Genomic DNA, 23,075 nt, shown 5'->3' on the forward strand with positions numbered 1-23,075 from the left:
TCATATTTTTACTTAAGTAGACGATCCGTTTTATCAAAATCTTGTTTTGTGTTGTTGATGGTAACTTTTTGAAAACTTAGAAGTGAGATTTTGATGGTTAACACTCTTTGTTAGGCAAGCTGCAGGATTAGTAGAAACTCGATGACTGCTTTACATCAAATCAAACCGATTGCAGATTCCACCGAGCCCATGGATATCAAGTCTGACGGGCTCAGGATTCTGGTGGCTGAAGACAGTTCGATCACGCAGGATCTGATCAAACTGGTCCTGTCTCAACGTGGCCATCTCGTTGATATTGTTGATGATGGAGAAGAAGCTCTGCGGGCCTTGCGGGGCAAGATCTATGATGTCGCATTGCTCGACTATCACCTACCCAAGCTGGATGGCGTTGACCTGCTGGCGCAATTCCTGTCCGAGGCTGGCAATCGACCGCTACCGTGTTTTGTTGCCGTGACGGGCGATGTAGAAGGCTTGTTGGCACATCGGTCCAATTGCGAGCATTTCGACCGGATCATTCCCAAACCTCTCAATGTCGAGGAAATCCTTTCGCTTGTCGATGAGATTGGCGGCAAAGAAGGGCTGGGCCCGGAGCAAGGCAAAACTGCAGAAGGGACTAGACCAAAGACTGATCCACAGCCCGAGGCTTTCGAGCAGATCCCGACGCGCAAGTCGAACCGGGTTCATCATTCGGTTCTGTCAAGCATTGGCTCTGATTGCCACTTTCTGCGTTGGCCAGCCGACTTTCAGGACAAGGCTGGGTCTGAGGGTTGGCCGGATGCTGATGAAGGGGCGGGGGCATATGATGGCATTCTGATCGAAGAAGCCGCAACGGCAGCGTCCCTTGACAGTTTGTGGCAGAGACCGGGATTGCATCTGCTTCCTCTCATTGATCTTGTCGGAGGTCTTGGCCCTCTGGCAGATGTGGATGCCTCGAAGCTGGCCGTGACCGCTGGCAATGTCATCGAGGAGACAATCGAGAGATTTCACCAAAGACGCAATGCGCTTCACCGCGACATTCTCATGTCCAAGGTTCTGGCCGACAAGCTGCTGGCGCGCATTTATGTATCCAGCCGACCGCTGGAGCCGTTCTATTCCTATCAGAGCCTTGAGGCGGTGATCTACAACATATCGCTGGAAAGCCGGATCGTGCTGGAGGAGGCTGGCAAACTTGCTGAGAACGGATTTTTGAAGCCTGCCTTTTTCGAGCGCTTTCATACTTGCGGTGGCTGCGGAAGTTCCCAGTTCAATGTGCGCGAGGAATGCCCAACCTGCCGGTCTTCGAACCTGCACGAGGACAATTATCTGCATCACTTCAAGTGCGCCCATCAGGCGCCCGAAGCGGATTTCATGCAAGGGGATGAGTTGGTCTGTCCCAAATGCCGCCAACGCCTGCTGCATTTCGGGAGCGACTATGACAAACCGGGCACGGTCATCACCTGCCAATCCTGTCACCATTCGACGTCCGAGCCCAACATCGGGTTCGTGTGCCTTGCTTGCGGGGCTCACACCGATGGCGATGCCATTCGGACGCGGGATGTGTTCGGCTTCAGTCTGACGGACAAGGCTGTCGATTTCCTCCGTGCTGGTCAGTCTTATCTGGGGTTCACCGAAAATGTCCTCAAATTCTCGGATCTGCCACTTGATCTGGTGGTGGCTCTCAATGAGGCCGCGCGGCAGTTCAACGAAACGGGCACGCCATTTGCCCTGTTGGAGATCAGGTATGATCGGGCGCGGGAGCTGGAGCGGGAACACGGGCCGCGGCTGTTCCGGAAAATGCGGGAGCAGTTTTTAGAGAATCTGCGCAACCTCTTTGCAACCGCTCAGGTCGGGGCAACGATGAAAAGTGTTCGAGGCCATTCCTTCGATTTTGCCTTGCTGCACCAGACCGATCCGGACCGTTTCAAGACAATGACGAACGATCTGATTGCGCGGGCCGGGCAAGGGCTGCGGGATGATCTCAAGGCACGGATTGCCGTGTTCGGCCCCGGAGACCTGTTCTGATGTCGGGCCATCTTGCAGACGGAATTGACTTCCTTTCTGCCCAGAGCCCAGCGGGCCTGCTGGCGCTTTACTGGTTTGTGCTTCTTTTCGAGGTGCCGCGTTATGCCCTGTCCTTTCTGGTGGCGGCTTTTACGACGCGAAGCGACGACAATGTGGCCAGCACATCGGATGGCGCGACGGTTTGGGACGGGCGCCTGTCCGTCATCATCGCCGGGCATAATGAGGAAAATTCCATCGAACGCTGCGCTCGCAGCTTGTGGGAACAAAGCCTGAAGCCGGATGAGATCGTGGTGATCAGCGATGGCTCGACGGACAATATGGCCCGCACCCTGCGCCGTTTGCAGGTGGAGGGGATCGTGCAAAAGGTGCACTGCACCCATTTGCGGGCGGGCAAATCTGCGGCAACCAATCTGGCGGAACGACTTGCTGACGGCGATGTTCTCGTCAATGTGGATTGTGACTGCTCGTTTGACCGGCATGCGCTTCGCAGCATTGTTGCGCCAATGGTGGACGAGAGAATTGGCGCGGTTTCAGGCAATATCCTTATCAGGGCGCAGGAGAAAAGCCTCTGGTCGGCCTTTCAGGCAATTGAGTATCTGATCTCGATTTCGCTGGGCAAGCGGGTGCAGTATATGTTGGATCAGGTGACATGTGCGTCGGGAGCCTTTGCGGCTTTTCGGGCGACGGCCTTGCGGGGTGTCGGGGGCTGGATGCCGGGGGCGGCGAGGATCTTGATGTCACCTTGCGGCTTCGGCGGAAGGGCTGGAAGATCGCCTTTGCGGCCGGTGCAATCTGCTATACCGATCCACCGCAAACAGCGACCGCGCTCGTCAAGCAAAGGTTCCGCTGGGAGCGGGATGCCGTGCGTCTTCGCTATCGCAAGCATGTCGGGCTGATGAACCCCTTCCATGCTGGTTTCAGGCCGCTGGAACTCATGCATGAGTTGGAGTTCCTGATCTTCAATGTCATTGCTGCGGTGGCTTTGCCCTTTTATCTGGTCTGGTTGTTTGCAACCTATGGAGATTTGGCCTTGCCGGTCCTTTTGGGCGCGCAGATTGGCCTGTTTTTGCTCGATTTCCTTGTTTTCTTCATCGCCGGTTTTGCAACGCCCAAAGCCCAGTCGTTCCAGCTTATCCCGTTCGTTGCCGGCTACAGCATCTTCTATGGCAATTTTCTGAGGATCATCCGATTGCTGGCCTATGGGCAGGAGTGGTTTTTCCGCAGTTCCTACAAGGATAGCTATGTGCCCGACAAGGTTCACGATGTCAGGGAATGAGGGGTGAAACGAACATGCCATATCTGATGCCGAACGTCTTATCGGCCAACCATTGCCAGAGGAGGGTCTTGATATGAGAAGTCTTAAAAAGCGTCCGCGGTCCGACAATCTGGTCAACCAGTCACGCCGCCACTCAGGTTCACTTGGTCGCCGGATCTATCTGGGCTTGCTGATTGTCTTTGTCTTTTTCGTTGCGAACTATTTCTGGGGTGATCTTATTTTCCTCAGAGGGGATGGTCTGGTGATGCGCGACAAGACCGTGATTGCAGCGAGCTATGTCTCTCGCATTGACGAGGTTGCCGTGACGCCGGGGGCCGTGGTCAGCGAGGGGGAAGAAATCCTCCACATCGCGTCGCCCGAGCAACTGGAGCGGCTGGCTGACCTTTCAACGCGGCAGGCGGATCTGATCCAGCGATCGGCCGAGTTTCGTCTGCGCAAGCAGATCGCAGACCGAATGCTGCCTCTTGCCAAGGAACGCCAGCAAAAGACCGGTGAGCTTCTGGATATGGTTGGGGGGCTTAAAAGCAGCGGCAACCTCAGCAACGAGCGGTATCATGACATTCTGGCGGAAAGCTTCGACGCGAGCTCGCAGCTGGCCAGATTGATGGCGGATCAGGACACGCTGTCCGATCAAATGGCGTCGCTGGAGACGGCCCGAACCGAGGCGCATATGGCTTTGAAGAACCTTCAGGATCATTATTCACAAGGCGTGATCCGGTCGCCGGTCACCGGTACGGTGGGAGCGCATGTTCCGGTCCCAGGTTCGGTCTATCGCTCGGGAGATCCGATGGTGTCGATCTTTTCGGGGGACGCCTATGTGTTGACCTATTTGCCGCGCCGCTATCTCTTTGCCATCGAGGTGGGCATGGAGGTCAACGTTTCCAGCGGCAGGCAGTCGGTGGCAGGGGTGATCGATGCCATTCTGCCCGTCTCGGATATGCTGCCGCAGGAGTTCCAGAGCAATTTCAAGCCGCGCGAGCGGAGCCAGTTGGCAAGGATCCGACTGGTCGAACCGGACCAGTTCCCTCTTTATGAAAAAGTCAGTGTATCCAGCCGCTTGATGTGGTGAGGCAAGTGGCCGGACTTGCCTTGCTCAGTCGGCTTTGTGGCGGCGCGTGATGCTATCGGGGCGTCCGGGCAGGGAGAGACGCATATCGCCCTTGGGTCGCTGGGCGATGACCTTGCCCTTGGCGATGACGCAGAGGCGGTCGGCACGCAGGCGAATGGCCTCGATCGGGTTGCCTGCATCCAGAATGACCATGCTCGCCTTCTTGCCTACGTCGAGCCCGTAATCTTCTAGGCCCATGATCGCGGCACTTTCTTTGGTGACCATATCGAAGCAGCGGCGCATATCGTCCGGGCTGGTCATCTGGGCGACGTGAAGACCCATGAATGCGACATCAAGCATGTCTGCGGTGCCCAGCGAATACCACGGATCGAGCACACAATCCTGACCAAAGCCGACGCGAATACCGTAGGACAGCATTTCCGGCACGCGAGTCTGGCCGCGGCGCTTGGGGTATGTGTCGTGGCGGCCTTGCAGCACGATGTTGATGAGCGGGTTGGGAATGGCCGAAACTTCGGCCTCCGCCATCAGCGGCAGGAGTTTGGAGACGTAATAATTGTCCATCGAATGCATGGATGTGAGGTGCGAGCCTGCGACGCGTCCCTGCAGCCCGAGGCGCTGGGTCTCAAAGACAAGCTGTTCGATATGGCGCGACAGCGGGTCATCGCTTTCATCGCAATGCATGTCGACCATGAGGCCGCGCTCGGCGGCGATTTCGCAAAGCTCGGTGACCGAGCGTTTGCCGTCTTCCATGGTGCGTTCGAAATGGGGGATGCCGCCGACCACATCGACGCCCATATCAAGCGCTTCGATGGTACAGGCTCTCGCGTCCGCGGCGCGATAGAAGCCATCCTGCGGAAAGGCGACCAGTTGCAGGTTGATATAGTCCTTCACCTTGTCCTTGACTGACAGGAGTGCGCGCACGCCCTTAAGACCGTCCCGATCCGACGTGTCGACGTGGCTGCGAATGGCAAGCAGGCCCATGGAGGCGGCCCAGTCGCAATAGGTGAGGGCGCGGGCTTCGATCTGCTCTTCGGTCTGGATCGGCTTTAGCTCGCCCCACAGGGAAATGCCTTCAAGCAGGGTGCCGGAGGCATTGATGCGCGGGGTGCCGTAGGAGAGCGTGGCGTCCATGTGAAAATGCGGGTCGACCAACGGCGGGGCGACGAGATTGCCACTGGCGTCAATGACCTCTGCGGCCTCGGCCTCGATGTTTGGCTCGATGGCCGCAATCACGCCGTTGGAAATCGCGATGTCGGCTTGTCTTCCATCGGGAAGACTGCCGCCCTTGACGATCAGATCGAAGCTCATCTTTCACCTTTTTGGTAGGGAACCATCAGGGCCTTGGGATAGGTGGCCCGGCGGGCCATCACAATGAGGGCCAGAATGGATAGAAGGTAGGGCATCATCAGGAAGACCTGATAGGGAATGACGCCACCGGTCAATTGTTGCAGGCGGACCTGATAGGCATCGAAGGCGGCAAACAGGATCGTGCCCAGAAGAGCCTTGCCCGGCCGCCATGAGCCAAAGACCACCAGCGCGATGCAGACCCAGCCGCGCCCGTTTACCATCTCGAAGAAGAAGGAGTTGAAGGCAGACATGGTCAGGAATGCACCGCCGATGGCCATCAAAGCGCTGCCGACCATCACCGCCCCCATGCGCATGGCGACGACGGAAATGCCCTGCGCCTCAACGGACTCGGGGCTTTCGCCCACGGCACGGACCGCAAGGCCGAGCGGGGTCTTGTAAAGGATATAGGCCACAAGTCCGGCGCAGAGGAAGGCGAAATAGGTGAGTGGTGTCTGGGTGAAAAGCGCTTCACCCAAAAACGGAATGCTGGACAGGCCGGGGATCGCGAAAGGCTCGAAGGCGTCGATTTTCGGGGGGGAGGTCACTTTGGGCAGCACAAGGCGATAGATATAATAGGTCAGCGACGTGGCCAGCAGGGTGATGCCGATGCCTGTGACATGCTGGGACAGGCCGAGCGGCACCGTAAGCAGCCCGTGCAGCGCGCCGATTGACAGGCCGATGAAGGCTGCGATCATGATGCCGAACCAGAGATCGCCGCCGAGATAGACCGTTACCCAGCCAGCAAAGGCGCCTGCGGTCATGATGCCTTCGATGCCAAGGTTGAGGACGCCTGCGCGTTCGCAGATCAGTTCGCCCATTGTGGCAAAGATCAGCGGCGAAGCAATGCGGATGGTTGCGACCCAGAAACTGGTGGTCAGAAGGATGTCGAGAGCTTCCATCATGGGTCTATCTCCATCTGACGCGGTAGCGGGTGAGCATGATGGCAACCACCATGGTGAGAAGAGCGGTGGCAACCATCACGTCGGCAATGTAGCTGGGGACACCAGCCGAGCGGCTCATGGCATCGGCACCAACGAAGATGCCTGCAACGAAAATCGCCGACAGAAGCACGCCAAGAGGATTGAGCAGCGCCAGCATGGCAACAACCACGCCGGTCATGCCGTAGCCGGGCGAGAGATCAAGGGTCAGATTGCCTTTGAGGCCCGCGACTTCCGAGAAGCCCGCGAGGGCTGCAAGGCCACCGGAGAGAAGGGCGGTCTTGGCCAGAACCCGATTGACCGGAATGCCCGCAAAGCCTGCAGCCTTGGGATTGTGGCCGACGGCGCGCATCTCGTAGCCAAGGGTGGTCTTTTTCATGATCACCCATGTGATGATGGCCGAGGCGACCGCGATGACGAAGCCATAATGCAGCCGCTTGCCCTTGACGATGCGGCCAAGGCGACCTTCCGGGTCGATGCTTTCCGAGCGGGGCCAGCCAAGGCCCATCGGGTCCTTGAGAGGGCCTTCGAGCAGCATCGAGACAAACAGCAGGATGACGAAATTGAGCAGCAGGGTCGTGACCACCTCGTCGACACCAAAACGGGTCTTGAGAAGGGCGGGGCCGAGCAGCATCAGCGCGCCGCCAATCATGGTCGCGAACATGATGGATGGGATCAGCAGATAGGCTGGCAGCGGCAGAGCGCCGGTGCCCATGATGACCGTGACCGTTGCGCCGACATAAAGCTGGGCCTCTGCACCGATGTTCCAGAGCTTGGCGCGGAAGGCAACAGCCACGGCAAGGCCGGTGAAGATGAGCGGTGTTGCCCGCGTCAGGGTCTCGAACAGCGCAAATTGGGAGCCTGCGGCACCCTTGGCGACCAGATAGAAGACAGAAAGGGGCGAGGCTCCCGCCAGGAGTACCAATATCGAGGCGAAGATCACCGTGGCGGCAATTGCGCCCAAGGGATACAGGAAGGTCGTCTTGAGCGACGTGGACTCTTTGGGTTCAAGCCGCATCGGGTGCTCCCGCGTTGGTGTCCTTGTGGCCTGCCATGAGCACGCCAAGTTCCTGCACGCTGCGTTCGCCGCGCGCCGAGGGGCTCGACAATTGTCCCTCGCTGATGACGACGATGCGGTCCGACAGGGTGCGGATCTCGTCCAGATCTTCCGATATCAGCAGGATCGCCGCGCCGCGCTTTCGCGCTTCCAGCAAACGATTGTGAACATAGGTGACCGCGCCGACATCAAGCCCGCGGGTCGGCTGGGCGGCGATGATGAGCTTGGGGTTGTCATCCAGCGCACGGGCCAGAATGAGCTTTTGCATGTTGCCGCCCGAGAGCAGGCGGATGCGGGCGTCGGGCGAGGGACATTTGACGTCGTAATCGTCAATCGCCTGTTCGGTGAAGCTTCGAGCCGCTTTCCAGTCCAGCCATCCGGCGCTGGAGAAGGGCTTGTTGCGGTAATTCTCGGAAATGGCGTTTTCCATCACGGACATGTCGCCGATGGCGCCCATGGCGTGGCGATCTTCGGGGATACGGCCAACACCCTTTTTGAGGGCTTGGCGCGGTGACCACTTGTCCACTTCCTTGTTGCCGAGAAGCATGTTGCCCGTCTCTGGCGAGATCATGCCAGACAGGAGCGCTGCGAGCGCGACCTGTCCGTTGCCGGAAACGCCCGCAAGGCCGGTGATTTCGCCTTCGCGCAGGACGAGGTCGACATTTTCGAGCGGTGTGGACGTTCCCTGACGGCCAGTCGACACCTTGATCAGTTCCAATACGGGCTTGCCCGGCTCGACCGGCTCGACTTCGGGCACCTTGATTTCTTCACCCACCATCAAGGCGGCCAGTTCGTGGCGGTCAGTTTCGCCGGTGTTGCGCTCGCCAGTCAGTTTGCCGGAGCGCAGCACAAGCACGCGGTCGCTGATTTCGACGACTTCATGCAGCTTGTGGGAGATGAAGATCACCGACATGCCCTTGGCGATGAGCATCTTCAGCGTCTTGAAGAGGGCATCTGTTTCAAGCGGTGTCAGAACGGCGGTGGGCTCATCCAGAATGAGGATGCGGGCGTCGCGGTAGAGCGCCTTCAATATTTCAACGCGCTGGCGCTCGCCAACCGTGAGTTCTGAGACCATGGCATCCGGATTGACCGAGAGGCCAAAATCGCTGGAGAGCTTTTGGATTCGGGCGCGGGCAGCCTTGCGGTCAAATTTCCATGACCACAGGCTTTGGGTACCAAGAGCGATGTTGTTGAGCACCGACAGATTGTCTGTCAGGGTGAAGTGCTGATGCACCATGCCGATGCCTGCATCCAGAGCGGCGGCGGGGTCGCCCGGGGGCAACTGTTGGCCGAAAATCTCGACCGTTCCTTCGTCGGCAACATAGTGGCCGAAAAGGATGTTCATCAATGTCGTCTTGCCAGCACCATTCTCACCAAGCAGAGCGATGACTTCGCCCTTTTTTAGCTCGAACGCGATCGCGTCATTGGCCACCAGAGGACCAAATCGCTTGGTGATGCGGTCGAGGCGGAGAACAATCTCCGCCTCTCTCGGGGTTTGGTTGGCCATTAACTGGATTTCGGTTCAGAATCGTTGATTTCAACAGTGAATGAACCATCCTTAATGGCAGCTTCCTTTTCCTTGATCAAGGTCAGGGCTTCTTCGGGAATCTTGCCTTCGAAGGTGCCAAAAGGAGCTAGCGAGCAGCCACCTTCTTTCATGAAGGAATAGACGCCGTAGTCTTCGGCGGTGAAGCTGCCGGCTTTGAGCTGGGCAATGGCGTGATCAAGCGTGGGCTCGAAATGCCACAGGGCGGACGCAACCACGGTCTCGGGATAATCCGGCTGGGTGTCGATCACGTTGCCAATTGCCAGAAGGCCTTTTTCCTTGGCGGCGTCGGAGACACCAAAGCGTTCGGCATACAGAATGTCCGCACCGGCCTCGATCTGGGCAAAAGCGGTTTCCTTGGCTTTGGGCGGATCAAACCAGGAGCCGATGAAAGCAACCTGGAAGGTGATGTCCGGCTGGACTTCCTTGGCTCCGGCCATGAAGGCATGCATCAGGCGGTTAACCTCGGGGATCGGGTAGCCGCCGACCATGCCGATGTTGTTGGTTTCGGTCATCGCACCGGCGATGATGCCCGACAGGTAGGAGGCATCCTGAATATAGTTGTCGAAGGTGGCGAAGTTGGGCAGATCTTCCTTGGACTTGAAGCTCGACCCCATCAGGAAAGCCACGTCAGGATAGTCGGCTGCCACGCTACGGGCGGCTTCTTCCACGCCAAAGACTTCACCCAGAATCAGCTTGTGGCCCGCTTCGCAATATTCGCGCATGACGCGTTCATAATCGCTGTTGGATGTGTTCTCCGAATAGACATATTCGATGTCGCCACGCTCAGCGGCTGCTTCGGCTGCAATATGAAGGCGGCTCACCCACTGCTGTTCCACTGGAACGGTGTAGATCGCTGCCGTCTTGATCGGTTCGGCAGCATAGGCCCGATGGCCAAGGCCACCCAGGGTCAGAGCGGCGGCCCCTGCACCGGTCAGCTGCATGAAGTGTCGCCGTGACACAGATGGAAAGAAAATTTTGTTATCGGCCATTGAAGTCCCCGTTTTTGGTTTATTTCGCCCTACTTTCGGCGAAGTTTTGCGGATTTTCAAGGCGAAAGTGATGTAATTTTTATCACTCGATAGAGGGAGGTTAATTTTTGGGCAGATTGACTTTGCTGCGGACCATGCCATCAGCAAACAAAACAGTGGATGATTGATCTGGCGCTGGTCGGTTGCGGGGGGGTGTTGCGCGGTCACTTGGATGGCGGACTAAAAACATCCGACAGAGACCGTTCACTTGTCTTGCGTTCCGAGAGATTGAGACCTGAATGCAAATCGACAATGTGGCTCTTCATGATCTGCTCTGCGGATTCCTCGTCCTTGTGCTCGAATGCGGTGAGAAGCGCGTGATGGGAGTGGCTCTCACAGGCGGCATCGGCGCGTTGGCCATAGAGCGCGATGGCGAGTGACGAACGCGAAATCAGCGAGTGGAGAATCTGGGTCAGGATGTTCTGGCTGGCGATCTCGGCAATTGCGAGATGAAACGCGCCTGACAGCGACAGGGCCAGCCCCATCTCGCCCTTCTCCAACGCATCGTGTTCTGCGTCGATATGCTCTTGCAGACGGGCAAGGGCTTCATCTGACATGGCTTTTGCCGCGAGTCTGGCGATTCTCGGCTCGACCAGAGTTCGGGCTTCGAAGACCTCCTGCGCTTCGCGTACACTGGGGGTGGAGACGAAGGCGCCGCGGTTGCGCTCGATGGTGACCAGACCGCCGTGTGCCAGTGCCTGAAGCGCTGTGCGCGCAACGGTGCGGCTCACACCGAACGTCTCACCCACCTCATCTTCGGGAAGTTTCATGCCCGGTCGTACGCGATGACCAAGGATCGCGTCTTCTATCTGCTCGCATATTTCCAGAGCGCGCCCCGGTGGCAGGGAATAGGCACGGTTGATTGGGGTTTGGTCCATGTTGTCGGGAACTCCGTGAATCAGCGCCGCATCTGCATGCAGGCCGTCTTTCCTTCTAAATACGCCGGTGTTGGCATTCGATCAATAGCTTGATTGTATACAATCTTTGTTCAATATGTATTCAATATGACTAATAATTGAGCACATGACTGAATGCGCAGTATCTTGCAGAATTTTGAATATATTTTTTATTTCATATGGTTAGGTCGTTTTTCGGTTTTGGCACGTGGCTTGCAAAACAGATCGGGAATGCATGAGGAGCTATCAATGCCATCAAAATCGGCCCTTGAACTTGTCGGACTGACCAAACGCTACGGACCCACGTTGGCCGTTGATTCTGTCAATCAGAAGATACCCAGTGGGACCTACACCTGTCTTCTCGGACCCTCTGGTTGTGGCAAGTCGACAACCTTGCGGATGATCGCCGGGCATGAGGATGTCACTGAAGGCGACATCATTCTCAACGATCAGAATGTCACTGACCTGCCGCCTGCCAAACGCGGTACGGCGATGATGTTCCAGAGTTATGCGCTGTTTCCGCACCTCAGCGTCGCGGACAATGTGGCATTCAGTCTCAAGATGAAGGGGGTTGAGAAGGGTGCGCGCCTTGCCAAGGCAGTCGAGCTTCTCGAGCTGGTTGATATGGCCTCTTTCAAGGACCGTTTGCCCGCGCAGCTTTCCGGCGGGCAGCAACAGCGCGTGGCGTTGGCCCGGGCGTTGATTTCCGAGCCAAGCATTCTGCTGCTGGACGAGCCTCTATCCGCGCTTGATCCCTTTTTGCGGATCCGAATGCGCACCGAGCTCAAGCGCCTGCAACGCGAGCTCGGCATCTCCTTCATGCATGTGACCCATTCGCAGGATGAGGCTTTGGCGCTTGCTGACCATATCATCGTGATGAATGGCGGCATCATCGAGCAGTCCGGACCGCCGCTTGAGGTGTTCGACGCGCCGCGCACGGAGTTCGTTGCCCGCTTTATCGGTGGACACAATGTGGTTGCGAGCGGATCCGACAAGTTGGCGGTTCGCGCCGACCGCATCACTTTGTCAAAGGACACGGGGGATGCTGCTGCCCCGGCCACAGTGACCGCCATCGAGTACCTGGGCTCGAGCTACAGCATTGCTGTTGAATCGGCGGAGCTTGGGGAGCTGAGCGTCAGCATCAACGATTCAGAGTTTTTGACCAATCCAGTTGAACTGGGACAGTCTGTCTTCCTCACGTGGAAGCCGGAGGATGCCCACACACTCGCGGCTTGAGCCGCATATGAGCCGGCGACATTCTGTCCCGGCCAGTCGCAGGGAACGTAAAGAGGAGCACCCCATGACGATCAAGCAGGAAAAGAAAGGCATCAGCCGCCGTGCCGTTCTGAAAGGGACAGCAGCGACCGCCGGGGCGGTTGTCGGATCCGGCGCCATTACCGGTTTCCCGACGGTATGGTCCCAGAATATCAAGGACGTGACACTGCGCCAGTTCGGCACCGGCGTTTCCAACCTCAATGATGTTGCTCAGAAGGTGAAGGAAGATCTTGGCTTCACGCTTGAAATGACGGCGCTTGATTCCGATGCCGTTACCCAGCGCGCCGCGACACAGCCGGGCAGCTTCGATATCGCCGATATCGAATACTGGATCTGCAAGAAGGTCTGGCCGACCGGCAACCTGCAGGCCATGGATACCTCCAAAATCAAGAATTACGACAAAATCGTCGGTATCTTCAAATCCGGCAAGCTGACGCCTGACTCCACCATCGCACAGGGCACAGCGCCGCATACTGTCGGCTTTGTTGATGGCCCCGATGGGACCACCTTCTCTGACAGCGAAACCGGCTGGATGACTCTCGTTCCGACCATCTATAACGCCGATACCCTTGGCATTCGCCCGGACCTGATCGGTCGTCCGATCAACAGCTGGACCGAACTCCTCAACCCGGAATTCAAGGGCAAGTCCTCTATCCTCGACATTTCCTCCATCGGCATCATGGATGCTGCCATGGTCTGCGAGGCTATGGGCGAAATCAAGTATGGCGACAAGGGCAACATGACCCGCGAAGAGATCGACAAGACCATGGCGATCTTCACCGAAGCCAAGCAAAACGGTCAGTTTCGCGCCTTCTGGAAGACCTTCGATGAGAGCGTCAACCTGATGGCATCCGGTGAAGTGGTGATACAGTCCATGTGGTCGCCGGCTATCACCGCGGTCAAGTCGCGGGGCATTCCATGCGTCTACCAGCCGCTGAAGGAAGGCTACCGTTCCTGGGGTGGCGGTATTGGCTTGTCGAGCGCTCTGTCCGGTCTCGAGCTGGAAGCAGCTTACGAGTATATCAACTGGTATCTGTCCGGCTGGGTTGGCGGTTATCTGATGCGTCAGGGCTATTATTCGGCGGTTCCGGAAACCTCCAAGGACTTCATGAGCGAGAACGAATGGGGCTACTGGTTCGAAGGCAAGGAAGCCACGGGCGACATCACCAGCCCGACCGGCGACAAGCTCGTCAGCACTGGCGAAATCCGCGACGGCGGCTCCTTCTATGATCGCATGGGATCGGTTGCCTGCTGGAACGCTGTTATGGACGAGAACCAGTATATGGTTCGCAAATGGAACGAGTTCATCGCGGCCTAACTCGATAACAAAGAGCTCTCTCGCGTCCCGGCCCCGGCATCATGGTTTGTCATCATGCTTTGCCATCTTACTTTAGCCGGGGCGCGTCCCCTAACATCATCGTCAACGAATAGCCACGGATCAATCATGACGGACGCGACACACAATATGGAGCTTGACCCAAAGCCCGCAGTTCCGCCCAATCGGCGCAAAAGCCATGGCCTGTCGGATGCGGTGTCGGGGTGGCTTCTGTCCATGCCTCTTGCGCTCGTCCTGCTGTTCTTTCTTGTGTTGCCGATCATCATGATTGTGGTGGTCAGCTTCTGGGGGGCGACGGAATTCTCGATCTATCCGGCTTTCCAGTTTGACAATTATGAGTTTCTTCTGACCTCGCCGGTGACCTACAAGGTGTTTTTCAATACCTTTAAATATGCGGTCATTACGTGGGCTTTCACATTGGCCATGGGCTTTACCGTGGCCTATTTCCTTGCCTTTCATGTGCGCACGCTGACATGGCAGATCGTTCTTTTCCTTTTGTGCACGATCCCTTTCTGGACCTCGAACATCATTCGCATGATTTCGTGGATCCCGTTTCTGGGGCGCAACGGGATTGCCAACTCGTCGCTGATTTCCATGGGTCTCATCGACGAGCCGCTCGACTGGCTGCTCTATTCGGATTTCTCGGTCATCCTCGCCTTTGTCCACCTCTATACGCTGTTCATGGTGGTGCCGATTTTCAACACCATGATGCGGATCGACAAGTCACTGATCGAGGCGGCCTATGACAGCGGGGCAACGGGGTTTCAGACACTGACCAACGTCATCATTCCTCTGACCAAACCGGGCATCGTCATCGGCTCGATTTTCGTCACCACACTGGTGATGGGCGATTTCATCACCGTGCGCTTCATGTCAGGCAGCCAGTCCGCCAACGTCGGGCGGCTGATCTCCAACGATATCGCCTTGTTGCAATATCCGTCGGCTGCGGCGACGGCGGTCATTCTCCTGATCACCGTTTTGTTGGTGATTGCCATTCTCCTGCGCTTTGTCGATATCAGAAAGGAGCTCTAGTCATGGAAAAGAGATCCAGATCCTTTTATGTGCTCGCGGCATTCTTCGCCCTCTTTCTGATCTTCCTTTATGGTCCGACCATCACCATTGCCATTCTGTCCTTTCAGGGGCCGCAAGGGGGGCTGACATTCCCGATGCGCGGCGTGTCGCTGCATTGGTTTGGGGATCTGTTCGAGCAGCAGGCTGTGGGGGATATCTGGGGCAGTTTTGCCCGCTCGCTCACGCTGGGCTTGATGGTGATGGTGACAACCGTGGTCGTTTCCGTGATGGGCGGGCTGGCGTTTCGCAAGCGCTTTCCCGGTTCGGGTGTCATCTTCTATCTGATCATCACGTCGCTTGTTATTCCCTCAATTCTGGTTTCGCTCGGGGTTGGGCTGATCTTCTCGCAATCAGGTCTCAATGTGCACTGGTCGACCTCCGGGTTTGGCTCGCAGCTCACATGGACGCTGCCTTTTGGCCTGTTGATCATGTTCGCGGTGTTCAACCGCTTTGACAAATCCTATGAGGAGGCCGCGCGGGATCAGGGTGCCAATGCCTGGCAGACGGTGCGCCATGTGGTGCTGCCGATCATTGCGCCGATGCTGATCGGGGTGGCCCTGTTCGGTTTCACCCTGTCCTACGACGAGTTTGCCCGGACGCTGCTGACGGCGGGCAGTTACAACACATTGCCGCTCGAGATCTATGGCATGACGACGAATGTCACGACACCGGTGATTTTTGCGCTGGGGTCGCTGACGACGGCCTTTTCCTTCGGGATCATCGCGGTGTTTCTTGTGGCGGTGCTCATCATGAACCGGCGCCGGGCAAGGCTTGGCTCGGACGCTGGCAAGGGCATGGTCTGATGCATATTCTGGTCATCAACCCCAATTCCACAGCAGCGATGACCAAGACGATTGGTGAAGCGGCGCAAAGCATCGTTCGAACCGGAACGCGGATCACGGCGGTCAATCCGACCGACACACCACCGGCCATTCAGGGGCCTGAAGATGGCGCGGCCACGCTGCCGGGCCTCTTTCGGCTGTTTGACAGACTGGTGCTGGAGGAGGGCGGGTTTGATGCCTGTGTCATTGCCTGCTTTGATGACACAGGCCTTGCCGAGCTAAGGTTGCGGTCGCCCATTCCGGTGATTGGTGTGGGAGAGGCGGCGTTCCACGCGGCAATGCTGATTGGTGGGCAATTTTCGGTGGTTACCACGCTGTCGGTCTCCATCCCTGTGATTGAAGCCAATCTGGACGCCTATGGCTTCTCTTCCCGGTGCCATAAGGTGCGGGCGTCCGAAGTGCCGGTGCTGGAGCTTGAGACCAACCCTCAGAGCGCGTGCGAGCGGATCGCTGCTGAAATAGAGCGTTCGATTGCGAACGAGGATCCCGGCGCGATCGTGCTGGGCTGTGCGGGTATGGTCGATCTGGCCCACAGTCTGAGTGTTCGCTTCGGGCGACCGGTTCTGGATGGCGTGTCTACGGCTGTGGCCTTGTGCGAAGCGCTGTTTGCTGCAAGAAATGACCGGGATGCAGCGTAAGGGATGCGGCATAAGAGACAACAAAGCGATCTGGTGTGAATGATGAATGATCTGGTGATCCGCCCGGCAAGTCTGGAAGAGTTCGCAATCGCCGTTGAATGGGCGGTCGGGGAAGGCTGGAACCCCGGTCTTGATGATCTGGCGGCGTTCCATGCGGCTGATCCGGACGGGTTTCTGATGGGCTTTCTCGATGGCGAGCCGGTTTCTTCGATATCGGTTGTCCGCTATGGGGCGGATTTCGGCTTTCTGGGGTTTTATATCGTTCATCCTGATCATCGCGGCTCGGGCGTGGGCTATGGGACATGGACGAGAGGCACGCAGCATCTGGACGGGCGAACGGTCGGGCTCGATGGTGTGCTCGCCCAGCAGGATAATTATATCAGAAGCGGCTATGCTTTCTCTGGTCGCAACATCCGCTACTCCGGTGTCGCCACGGGCGGAGCAAAGCCCAAAATCGTGATCGACATATCCCCCCTGCGCGGTCAGGATGTGGGTGATCTGCTTGAGCTTGATCGCCAGTGCTTCGGTGCGAAGCGATATGATTTCATTCGGAACTGGGTGTTGCCGCAAGCAGGGATTGGCCGCACCACCCTAACGGCCCACGTCGATGAGCGGTTTGTCGGCTTTGGCACGATCCGGGCTTGCCGGGAGGGGTATAAAATCGGCCCGCTTTTCGCATTGGGGCCTGCGTCTGCCGATGGATTGTTTGCGGCGCTGGTCGCCTGTGTTCCTGCTGACAGCACAATCATACTTGATGTGCCAGAAGGCAACCGCGAGGCGGTCGCGCTGGCTGAAGGAGCGGGCCTTGAGCCAGTGTTCGAAACGGCGAGGATGTATCGGGGTGTGGATCCCTGCCTGCCACTCGAAAAGATCTTTGGCATTACGTCCTTCGAGCTGGGCTGATTGGTCTTGTTTGAACGGCCCGGGAAGGGTGAAAACGCCATCAAATTGGGCAAAAAGTCTAAGGAACGGGCAGTCTGTCCAACCTGCAGGCTAGCGGAAAAGCCGTAGGCCTCCGGCTTTGCCGACTGGCCCGGTTCTTGCTTTTCATATGAGCATGAACGTACACAACATCTCATCGGCAAGAGCACATCCCACGGCAACCTGGCAACGTGTGTTCGAAAAACTAGACCGCAAGGGACCGAGCCTGAATATCCAGATCCGGCGCTCAATTGTCTATGCGATTGAAACCGGGCTGTTGAAGTCGGGAGATCGTTTGCCGTCGAGCCGTCAGCTTTCCAACCTGCTCAGCATTGCCCGCAATACGGTGACGGCAGCCTACCAGATGCTGATTGACGAAGGGGTGCTGGTCTCACGCGAACGCAGCGGCATTTTCGTTGCGGACCGTCCGGTGATCATGCGCCGTTCTGTCGGTGAACGTCAGCCGGATAGCGGATGGAGCGCGCGTTTTGCGGCGAGACCGTCCGATTTGCGGCATTTCAACAAGCCGCGTGACTGGCTGAGCTATCCGCACCCGTTTCTCTATGGCCAGTTCGATCCGACGATCTTTCCGATCAACAATTGGCGTGAGGCAGTGAGAGTCACTTCGAGCCATCAGGAGATTTGCGGTTGGGCCGGTGATCTCATCGATGATGATGATCCGGATCTGGTCGAACAGCTCTGCGTGCATGTGCTGCCCAAGCGCGGCATCTTTGCGCGTCCTGAAGAGGTCATCATCACCATCGGCTCTCAGCAGGCCCTTTCGATGCTAGTGCAGCTTCTGTGCGGACCGAAAACGAAGGTGGGTGTCGAGGATCCCGGCTATCCGGATATGCGCAACATGGTCCAACTGGCGACGGGTGATTATACCCTTCTGACAATGGACAAGGATGGTGTTGTTCCGGACGACGTGTTTGCAGGCTGCGACATGGCCTATCTGACGCCGGGCCACCAATGTCCGACGACAGCCATTGCGCCGCTTACTCGCCGCAAGGCTCTTCTGGATCATGGGGTGGCACATGATGTCATCCTCATTGAGGATGACTATGAGGCGGATCTTCTGCTTGAGAATAGCAATGAGCTTGCCTGTCTCAAGAGCCTTGATACGACGGGGCAGGTCATTTATGTGGGCAGCTTCTCCAAAGCGCTCGCGCCGGGCCTTCGGATCGGGTTCATTGTGGCCCATTCGGCTGTGGTTGAGGAATTGCGCGTGCTGCGTCGGCTCTTGATGCGACATCCGCCAACCAACAACCAGCGCATTCTTGGCACGTTCATCAGCCTTGGGCATTATCAGCAGCATCTGCAAAAGACTGGTCTGGTGCTGGCGCGGCGCGCCGGGTTGATCGCGCAGCTTTTGCCCAAGTATCTGCCCCAATGCAGTTGGAGACGGGATGCCGGAGCCAAGAGTTTCTGGATCCGTCTGCCCGAAGGCTGCAACAGCCGGGTTCTGGAAAGTCTTGCCAGAGAGCAGGGGGTGCTGGTCGAGGCGGGGGATATCTTCTTTGCCAATCAGGAGGATGGCGCGCGCTTCATGCGTCTTGGTTTCACCTCCATCGTGGAGTCGCATATCGAAACCGGTCTTGCGATCATCGGCCATCTGATCGACCAGTCCCGCACTCCTTCTTGAGCCAAAATCTTCTTGAGCCAAAATCGGTGGCATCCTGCCACATGGACCAGTTCTCACTTTCCATGGAGCCAGATGGAAAGCGTCCGCCTCAAAGCCCCACAAACATGATATGCCTTTTGCAAACCCAAGCACGGAGATTGCAAATGGATAGTGTGGCGCACGCAAATGATCTCGGGCATGTCATCGAGGCGGACAAGAAACATGTCTGGCATCACATGGCCCAGCACAAGTCGTTTGAGCAGGCTGATCCTCGGATCATTGTCGAAGGCAAAGGAATGACAGTTTGGGATGCGACGGGGCGTGCGTTCCTTGATGGTGTGTCAGGCGGCGTCTGGACCGTCAATGTCGGCTATGGCCGGGAAAGCATCGCCAATGCCGTGCGCGATCAGCTCCTCAAGCTGAATTATTACGCCGGGGTTGCCGGATCCGTTCCCGGCGCGATCTTTGCCGAGATGCTGATGGACAAGATGCCCGGCCTGACCCGCGTCTATTATTCCAACTCGGGATCGGAGGCCAACGAGAAGGTCTTCAAAATGGTGCGGCAGATCTCCCACAAGCATTATGGCGGCAAGAAGAACAAGATCCTGTTCCGCGAGCGGGACTATCACGGCACGACGCTTGGGGCCTTGGCTGCGGCCGGTCAGGAACAGCGCCGCGCCCAGTATGGACCTTTCCCCGAAGGCTTCGTCGAGGTGCCGCACTGTCTTGAATATCGGGGTCAGTATGGCGACATCGAGAATTATGGCGAGCGGGCCGCGGATGCCATCGAAGAGGTGATCCTCACAGAAGGAGCCGACACCATCGGTGCCATCTGTCTTGAAACGGTAACCGCCGGTGGCGGGGTCATCACGCCGCCCAAAGGCTATTGGCAGCGGGTGCAGGAGATCTGTAGGAAATACGAGATCCTGCTGCATCTCGATGAGGTGGTCTGCGGTGTGGGCCGCACCGGCAAATGGTTTGGCTATCAGCATTATGGTATCGAGCCGGATTTCGTGACCATGGCCAAGGGGGTTGCGTCAGGCTATGCGGCGATTTCGGTGACCGCAACGACCGAGCGTGTGTTCGAGATGTTCAAGGACGATCCGGATGATCCGATGTCCTATTTTCGCGATATCTCGACCTATGGCGGCTGTGTGGCCGGTCCTGCTGCGGCGATGGAAAACATGCGGATTATCGAAAATGAAGATCTTCTGGGCAACACGCTTGCCATGGGTGAACGCCTGATGGGCAATCTCCATGCCCTGATGGAGAAACATGAAGTGGTCGGCGATGTGCGCGGTCTTGGGCTCTTCTGCGGGGTTGAGCTGGTCAGCGACCGCAAGAGCAAGGAGCCTGTGGACGAGAAGCGCGTCGGGGCCGTCATCGCGGAATGCATGAAGCGCGATGTGATGATCGGAGCGACCAATCGCTCCATTCCGGGGCTAAACAACACGCTCTGCCTCAGCCCGGCGCTGATCGTGACCGCTGATCAGATCGACGCCATCACGCATGCGATTGATGAATCCCTCTTGGCAGTGTTTGGCTGATTGCAGTCCGATTGCTTGGGGAATGGTTCAATGAGAAGGCCCGCCAATATGGCGGGCCTTTTTATCTGGCTGATCAAGGCTGGCCTAGGTGCGATGGATCGCGAACGGAGCCCAGGCCTGTGTCACCGGCATGACTTCAAGGCTGTTGATGTTGACATGCGCAGGCAGTGAGGCGACCCAGTAGACGGTCTCGGCGATGTCTTCGGGTTGGAGCGGATTGGCTCCGGAATAGAGCTTGTCATAGGCTTCCTTGCTGCCGCCGGTGCGCACCAATGTGAATTCGCTCTCCGCCATGCCCGGTTCGATGGAGGTAACGCGGACCCCCTTGGCGTTCAGATCGCTGCGCAGGTTGAGAGAGAATTGCTGCACGAAGGCCTTGGTCGCGCCATAGACGTTGGCTCCGGGATAGGACCAGTTGGCGGCAGCCGAGGCGAGATTGACGATCAATCCGCGGCGCTCGATCAGTGTGTCGATGACGAGGCGGGTGATGGTGACAAGACCGGTTACGTTGGTGTCGATCATCGTCTTCCACTCTTCCAGATCGCACGCCTCGATCGAGCCGGTGCCAAGTGCGAGGCCGGCGTTGTTGACGAGCGCATCGAATTTGGCAAAGTCATCGGGCAGGGAGGCCAGTGCCGTCTTGGTGGCTTCTTCGTCGCGGATGTCAAAGCAGAGAGGGTAGGCAATTTCGGGGCCGCCAAGTTCGGCAACCAATGCGTCGAGGCGCTCCTGACGACGTCCGGTGACGATGACTTTCCAGCCCTCGCTGACAAAACGGCGGGCGATGGCATTGCCGAAACCGGCGGTGGCTCCTGTGACGAGTGCAATTTTGCTCATGGTTCAAATCTCCAGTCTACTGACAGTCTTTTGGTAGGTGTTCATTTTCAAGGTGGTTAGGCGAGCCACACCGCAAGGGTTTGCAGGGCGCCCGCAAGGGCAATCAGAATGAGGCCGATGGAGGATACGCGACGCCAGATCTGATGGGATAGGCGTGACCCGATCAGATGTCCGGCGCCATAGCCAACAAGGGTGATGGGCAGGGTGTAGAGTAGCATCAAGGGCAGGTCGTTGCCATATTGGTCAAGAGCCAATCGGCTGGTGACGCTGAACAGATCAACCGCACCGAAGAAGACCGCGAGTGTGCCAAGGGTCGTCTCACGCCTGGTGCCGCCAGCCAGCAGCCAGACGGCGATCAATGGACCGCCGACGGCGAAGGCGGCGAGAAGGACGCCAACCACAAAGGCCGCAGATGCGCCAAGCAGCCTATGCGCCAGCCAGCGCGGCGGCTCATGGACCATCCCAAGCAGCGCTGACATGCAGACGACCACAGCGACCAGAAGCTTGGTGGTCGTGGGATCGATCAGACCTGCCAGCAGTCCGCCGAACAGGGCACCCAAGGCTCCACAGATCAACAGGATCGGCGTGATGCTCCAGTCAACCGCGCCGGTCTTGCGATTGGACAGAATGAGACCGGTGAGCAACAGATCGTTGATCAGGATGGTCGGGATCATATTGTTCGGCGCGAGGGTCGAGGACAGGCCGATGGCTGCGATCAGCGCAAAGCCAAACCCGGTGATGCCGCGAAAGGCTGCCGCGACAAAAATCGCCAGGGCGGGGATCAGCATTTCGACAAACACGGGATGGCCTCCTCAGAACAAAGACAGCCGGGCACGAGTGTCCCGGCTTGTCATCTTTCTATCTATCCCTCTCGTCGGGGGCTTTATAGGGCCAGCTTGGACAAACCACCGGTCCAAGGACTTCTTGGCGGTGGGATCAGCCCATGCGCTCGGAGGCGTAGGAGCCCGGAGAGGCGGGGAAGACCACCGTCTTGTTGCCATTGACAAAGACCCGGCGATGAATATGGGCATGGATCGCCCGTGCCAGCACCTGTGCTTCGACATCCCGGCCAAGGCTCACATAGTCTTCGGAAGACTGGGCATGGGTGATACGGATGATGTCCTGCTCGATGATCGGGCCTTCATCCAGATCTTCCGTGACATAATGGGATGTTGCGCCGATTAGTTTCACGCCGCGCTCATAGGCTTGCTTGTAGGGGTTGGCCCCCTTGAAGGACGGCAGGAAGGAATGGTGGATGTTGATGATGCGGCCGGACATGGTTTTGCACATTTCGTCTGACAGGATCTGCATGTAGCGGGCCAGCACGATCAGTTCGGCTCCGCTCTCCTCGACAACGCGCATCTGGGCCGCTTCAGCTTCCTTCTTGTTGTCCTTGGTCACCTTGATGCAATGGAAGGGAATGTCGTGATTGGCCACCAGTTTCTGGTAATCCATGTGGTTCGAGATCACTGCGACGATATCGATGGGCAGCGCGCCGATCCGCCAACGATAGAGCAAATCATTGAGACAGTGGCCAAAACGAGAGACCAAGATGACGACTTTCATCTTTTGGGCTTCATCATGGAAGCTGTAATCCATGTCGAACGGTTTTGCGGTTGCCGCAAAATCTTTTGTCAGTGTCTCGAGATTGGTCCCCTCTTCCGACAGAAAACTCACACGCATGAAGAAGCGACCGCTCTCCATATCATCAAACTGGGAGCTGTCCGTAATGTTGCAGCCGTGCTCTGCCAGATAGGTGCCAATGGCGCCAACGACGCCGCGGGTGGACTGGCATGTAACGGTGAGACAAAAAGTCTGCATGT

Annotated in this window: 20 protein-coding genes and 1 pseudogene; 12 read left to right on the plus strand and 9 right to left on the minus strand. The window is 57.5% G+C overall.

Going from position 1 to position 23,075, the window contains the following annotated elements; genetic code table 11:
- The first annotated feature begins 189 nt into the window (after positions 1 to 189).
- From CPH65_RS07780 to CPH65_RS07795, 4 genes and pseudogenes are all read left to right on the plus strand, one after another.
- The gene (locus tag CPH65_RS07780) at positions 190 to 2,001 is read left to right on the plus strand and encodes a response regulator (protein WP_157747559.1); all 1,812 of its coding nucleotides are present in this window, start codon (positions 190 to 192) and stop codon (positions 1,999 to 2,001) included.
- A pseudogene (locus tag CPH65_RS07785) lies at positions 2,001 to 2,791 on the plus strand (glycosyltransferase family 2 protein); the annotation flags it as partial. The gene CPH65_RS07780 and the pseudogene CPH65_RS07785, both read left to right, overlap by 1 nt.
- A 72-nt stretch (positions 2,792 to 2,863) precedes the next feature.
- Entirely contained in the window at positions 2,864 to 3,277 is a 414-nt protein-coding gene (locus tag CPH65_RS07790; protein ID WP_096172967.1) for a hypothetical protein, read from the plus strand.
- Positions 3,278 to 3,350: 73 nt separating this feature from the next.
- Positions 3,351 to 4,346 carry an HlyD family secretion protein gene (locus CPH65_RS07795; protein WP_096172968.1) on the plus strand — a complete coding sequence of 332 codons (996 nt, stop codon included), beginning with the start codon at positions 3,351 to 3,353 and terminating at the stop codon, positions 4,344 to 4,346.
- Positions 4,347 to 4,370: 24 nt separating this feature from the next.
- Here the strand turns inward: CPH65_RS07795 and CPH65_RS07800 are convergent, their stop codons facing one another.
- From CPH65_RS07800 to CPH65_RS07825, 6 genes are all read right to left on the minus strand, one after another.
- Entirely contained in the window at positions 4,371 to 5,654 is a 1,284-nt protein-coding gene (locus CPH65_RS07800) for an amidohydrolase family protein (protein WP_096172969.1), read from the minus strand.
- A complete protein-coding gene (locus CPH65_RS07805; protein ID WP_096176300.1) occupies positions 5,651 to 6,592 on the minus strand; it encodes an ABC transporter permease in 942 nt (313 codons plus the stop codon). The genes CPH65_RS07800 and CPH65_RS07805 overlap by 4 nt, the downstream gene beginning before the upstream one ends.
- A gap of 7 nt (positions 6,593 to 6,599) precedes the next feature.
- Positions 6,600 to 7,649, minus strand: coding sequence for an ABC transporter permease (locus CPH65_RS07810; RefSeq protein ID WP_096172970.1), 1,050 nt, complete (start codon positions 7,647 to 7,649; stop codon positions 6,600 to 6,602).
- Positions 7,639 to 9,195, minus strand: a complete 1,557-nt coding sequence (locus tag CPH65_RS07815; protein ID WP_096172971.1) for an ABC transporter ATP-binding protein — start codon at positions 9,193 to 9,195, stop codon at positions 7,639 to 7,641. The genes CPH65_RS07810 and CPH65_RS07815 overlap by 11 nt, the downstream gene beginning before the upstream one ends.
- Positions 9,195 to 10,226 (minus strand): BMP family ABC transporter substrate-binding protein, encoded by a 1,032-nt coding sequence (locus CPH65_RS07820; RefSeq protein ID WP_096172972.1) that lies wholly within the window; start codon positions 10,224 to 10,226, stop codon positions 9,195 to 9,197. Before CPH65_RS07820 ends, CPH65_RS07815 begins: the two co-directional genes overlap by 1 nt.
- A gap of 203 nt (positions 10,227 to 10,429) precedes the next feature.
- Positions 10,430 to 11,143 carry a GntR family transcriptional regulator gene (locus tag CPH65_RS07825; RefSeq protein WP_096172973.1) on the minus strand — a complete coding sequence of 238 codons (714 nt, stop codon included), beginning with the start codon at positions 11,141 to 11,143 and terminating at the stop codon, positions 10,430 to 10,432.
- Positions 11,144 to 11,410: 267 nt separating this feature from the next.
- On the opposite strand from CPH65_RS07825, the gene CPH65_RS07830 reads away from it, so the two are divergent.
- The 8 genes from CPH65_RS07830 (at position 11,411) to CPH65_RS07865 (ending at position 20,415) form a co-directional block, all read left to right on the plus strand.
- A complete protein-coding gene (locus tag CPH65_RS07830; protein ID WP_096176301.1) occupies positions 11,411 to 12,397 on the plus strand; it encodes an ABC transporter ATP-binding protein in 987 nt (328 codons plus the stop codon).
- 64 nt (positions 12,398 to 12,461) lie between these two features.
- Complete coding sequence (locus CPH65_RS07835) at positions 12,462 to 13,754, plus strand: PotD/PotF family extracellular solute-binding protein (RefSeq protein WP_172891483.1); 1,293 nt, start codon at positions 12,462 to 12,464, stop codon at positions 13,752 to 13,754.
- Between the two features lie 147 nt (positions 13,755 to 13,901).
- A complete protein-coding gene (locus CPH65_RS07840; RefSeq protein WP_371359452.1) occupies positions 13,902 to 14,804 on the plus strand; it encodes an ABC transporter permease in 903 nt (300 codons plus the stop codon).
- A gap of 2 nt (positions 14,805 to 14,806) precedes the next feature.
- Entirely contained in the window at positions 14,807 to 15,646 is an 840-nt protein-coding gene (locus tag CPH65_RS07845) for an ABC transporter permease (protein WP_096172974.1), read from the plus strand.
- Positions 15,646 to 16,323, plus strand: a complete 678-nt coding sequence (locus CPH65_RS07850; protein ID WP_096172975.1) for an aspartate/glutamate racemase family protein — start codon at positions 15,646 to 15,648, stop codon at positions 16,321 to 16,323. Before CPH65_RS07845 ends, CPH65_RS07850 begins: the two co-directional genes overlap by 1 nt.
- Before the next feature lie 39 nt (positions 16,324 to 16,362).
- Complete coding sequence (locus CPH65_RS07855) at positions 16,363 to 17,226, plus strand: GNAT family N-acetyltransferase (protein ID WP_197703983.1); 864 nt, start codon at positions 16,363 to 16,365, stop codon at positions 17,224 to 17,226.
- A gap of 148 nt (positions 17,227 to 17,374) precedes the next feature.
- Complete coding sequence (locus tag CPH65_RS07860; RefSeq protein WP_096172976.1) at positions 17,375 to 18,889, plus strand: PLP-dependent aminotransferase family protein; 1,515 nt, start codon at positions 17,375 to 17,377, stop codon at positions 18,887 to 18,889.
- A 143-nt stretch (positions 18,890 to 19,032) separates the two neighbouring features.
- Complete coding sequence (locus CPH65_RS07865; protein ID WP_096172977.1) at positions 19,033 to 20,415, plus strand: aspartate aminotransferase family protein; 1,383 nt, start codon at positions 19,033 to 19,035, stop codon at positions 20,413 to 20,415.
- A gap of 84 nt (positions 20,416 to 20,499) precedes the next feature.
- Here the strand turns inward: CPH65_RS07865 and CPH65_RS07870 are convergent, their stop codons facing one another.
- From CPH65_RS07870 to purU, 3 genes are all read right to left on the minus strand, one after another.
- Complete coding sequence (locus tag CPH65_RS07870) at positions 20,500 to 21,252, minus strand: SDR family NAD(P)-dependent oxidoreductase (protein ID WP_096172978.1); 753 nt, start codon at positions 21,250 to 21,252, stop codon at positions 20,500 to 20,502.
- 56 nt (positions 21,253 to 21,308) lie between these two features.
- Entirely contained in the window at positions 21,309 to 22,052 is a 744-nt protein-coding gene (locus tag CPH65_RS07875) for a sulfite exporter TauE/SafE family protein (protein WP_096172979.1), read from the minus strand.
- 136 nt (positions 22,053 to 22,188) lie between these two features.
- The gene (gene purU, locus CPH65_RS07880) at positions 22,189 to 23,073 is read right to left on the minus strand and encodes a formyltetrahydrofolate deformylase (RefSeq protein ID WP_096172980.1); all 885 of its coding nucleotides are present in this window, start codon (positions 23,071 to 23,073) and stop codon (positions 22,189 to 22,191) included.
- Positions 23,074 to 23,075 lie beyond the last annotated feature (2 nt).

The sequence above is a fragment of the Cohaesibacter sp. ES.047 genome (genome assembly GCF_900215505.1).
GTDB lineage: Bacteria > Pseudomonadota > Alphaproteobacteria > Rhizobiales > Cohaesibacteraceae > Cohaesibacter.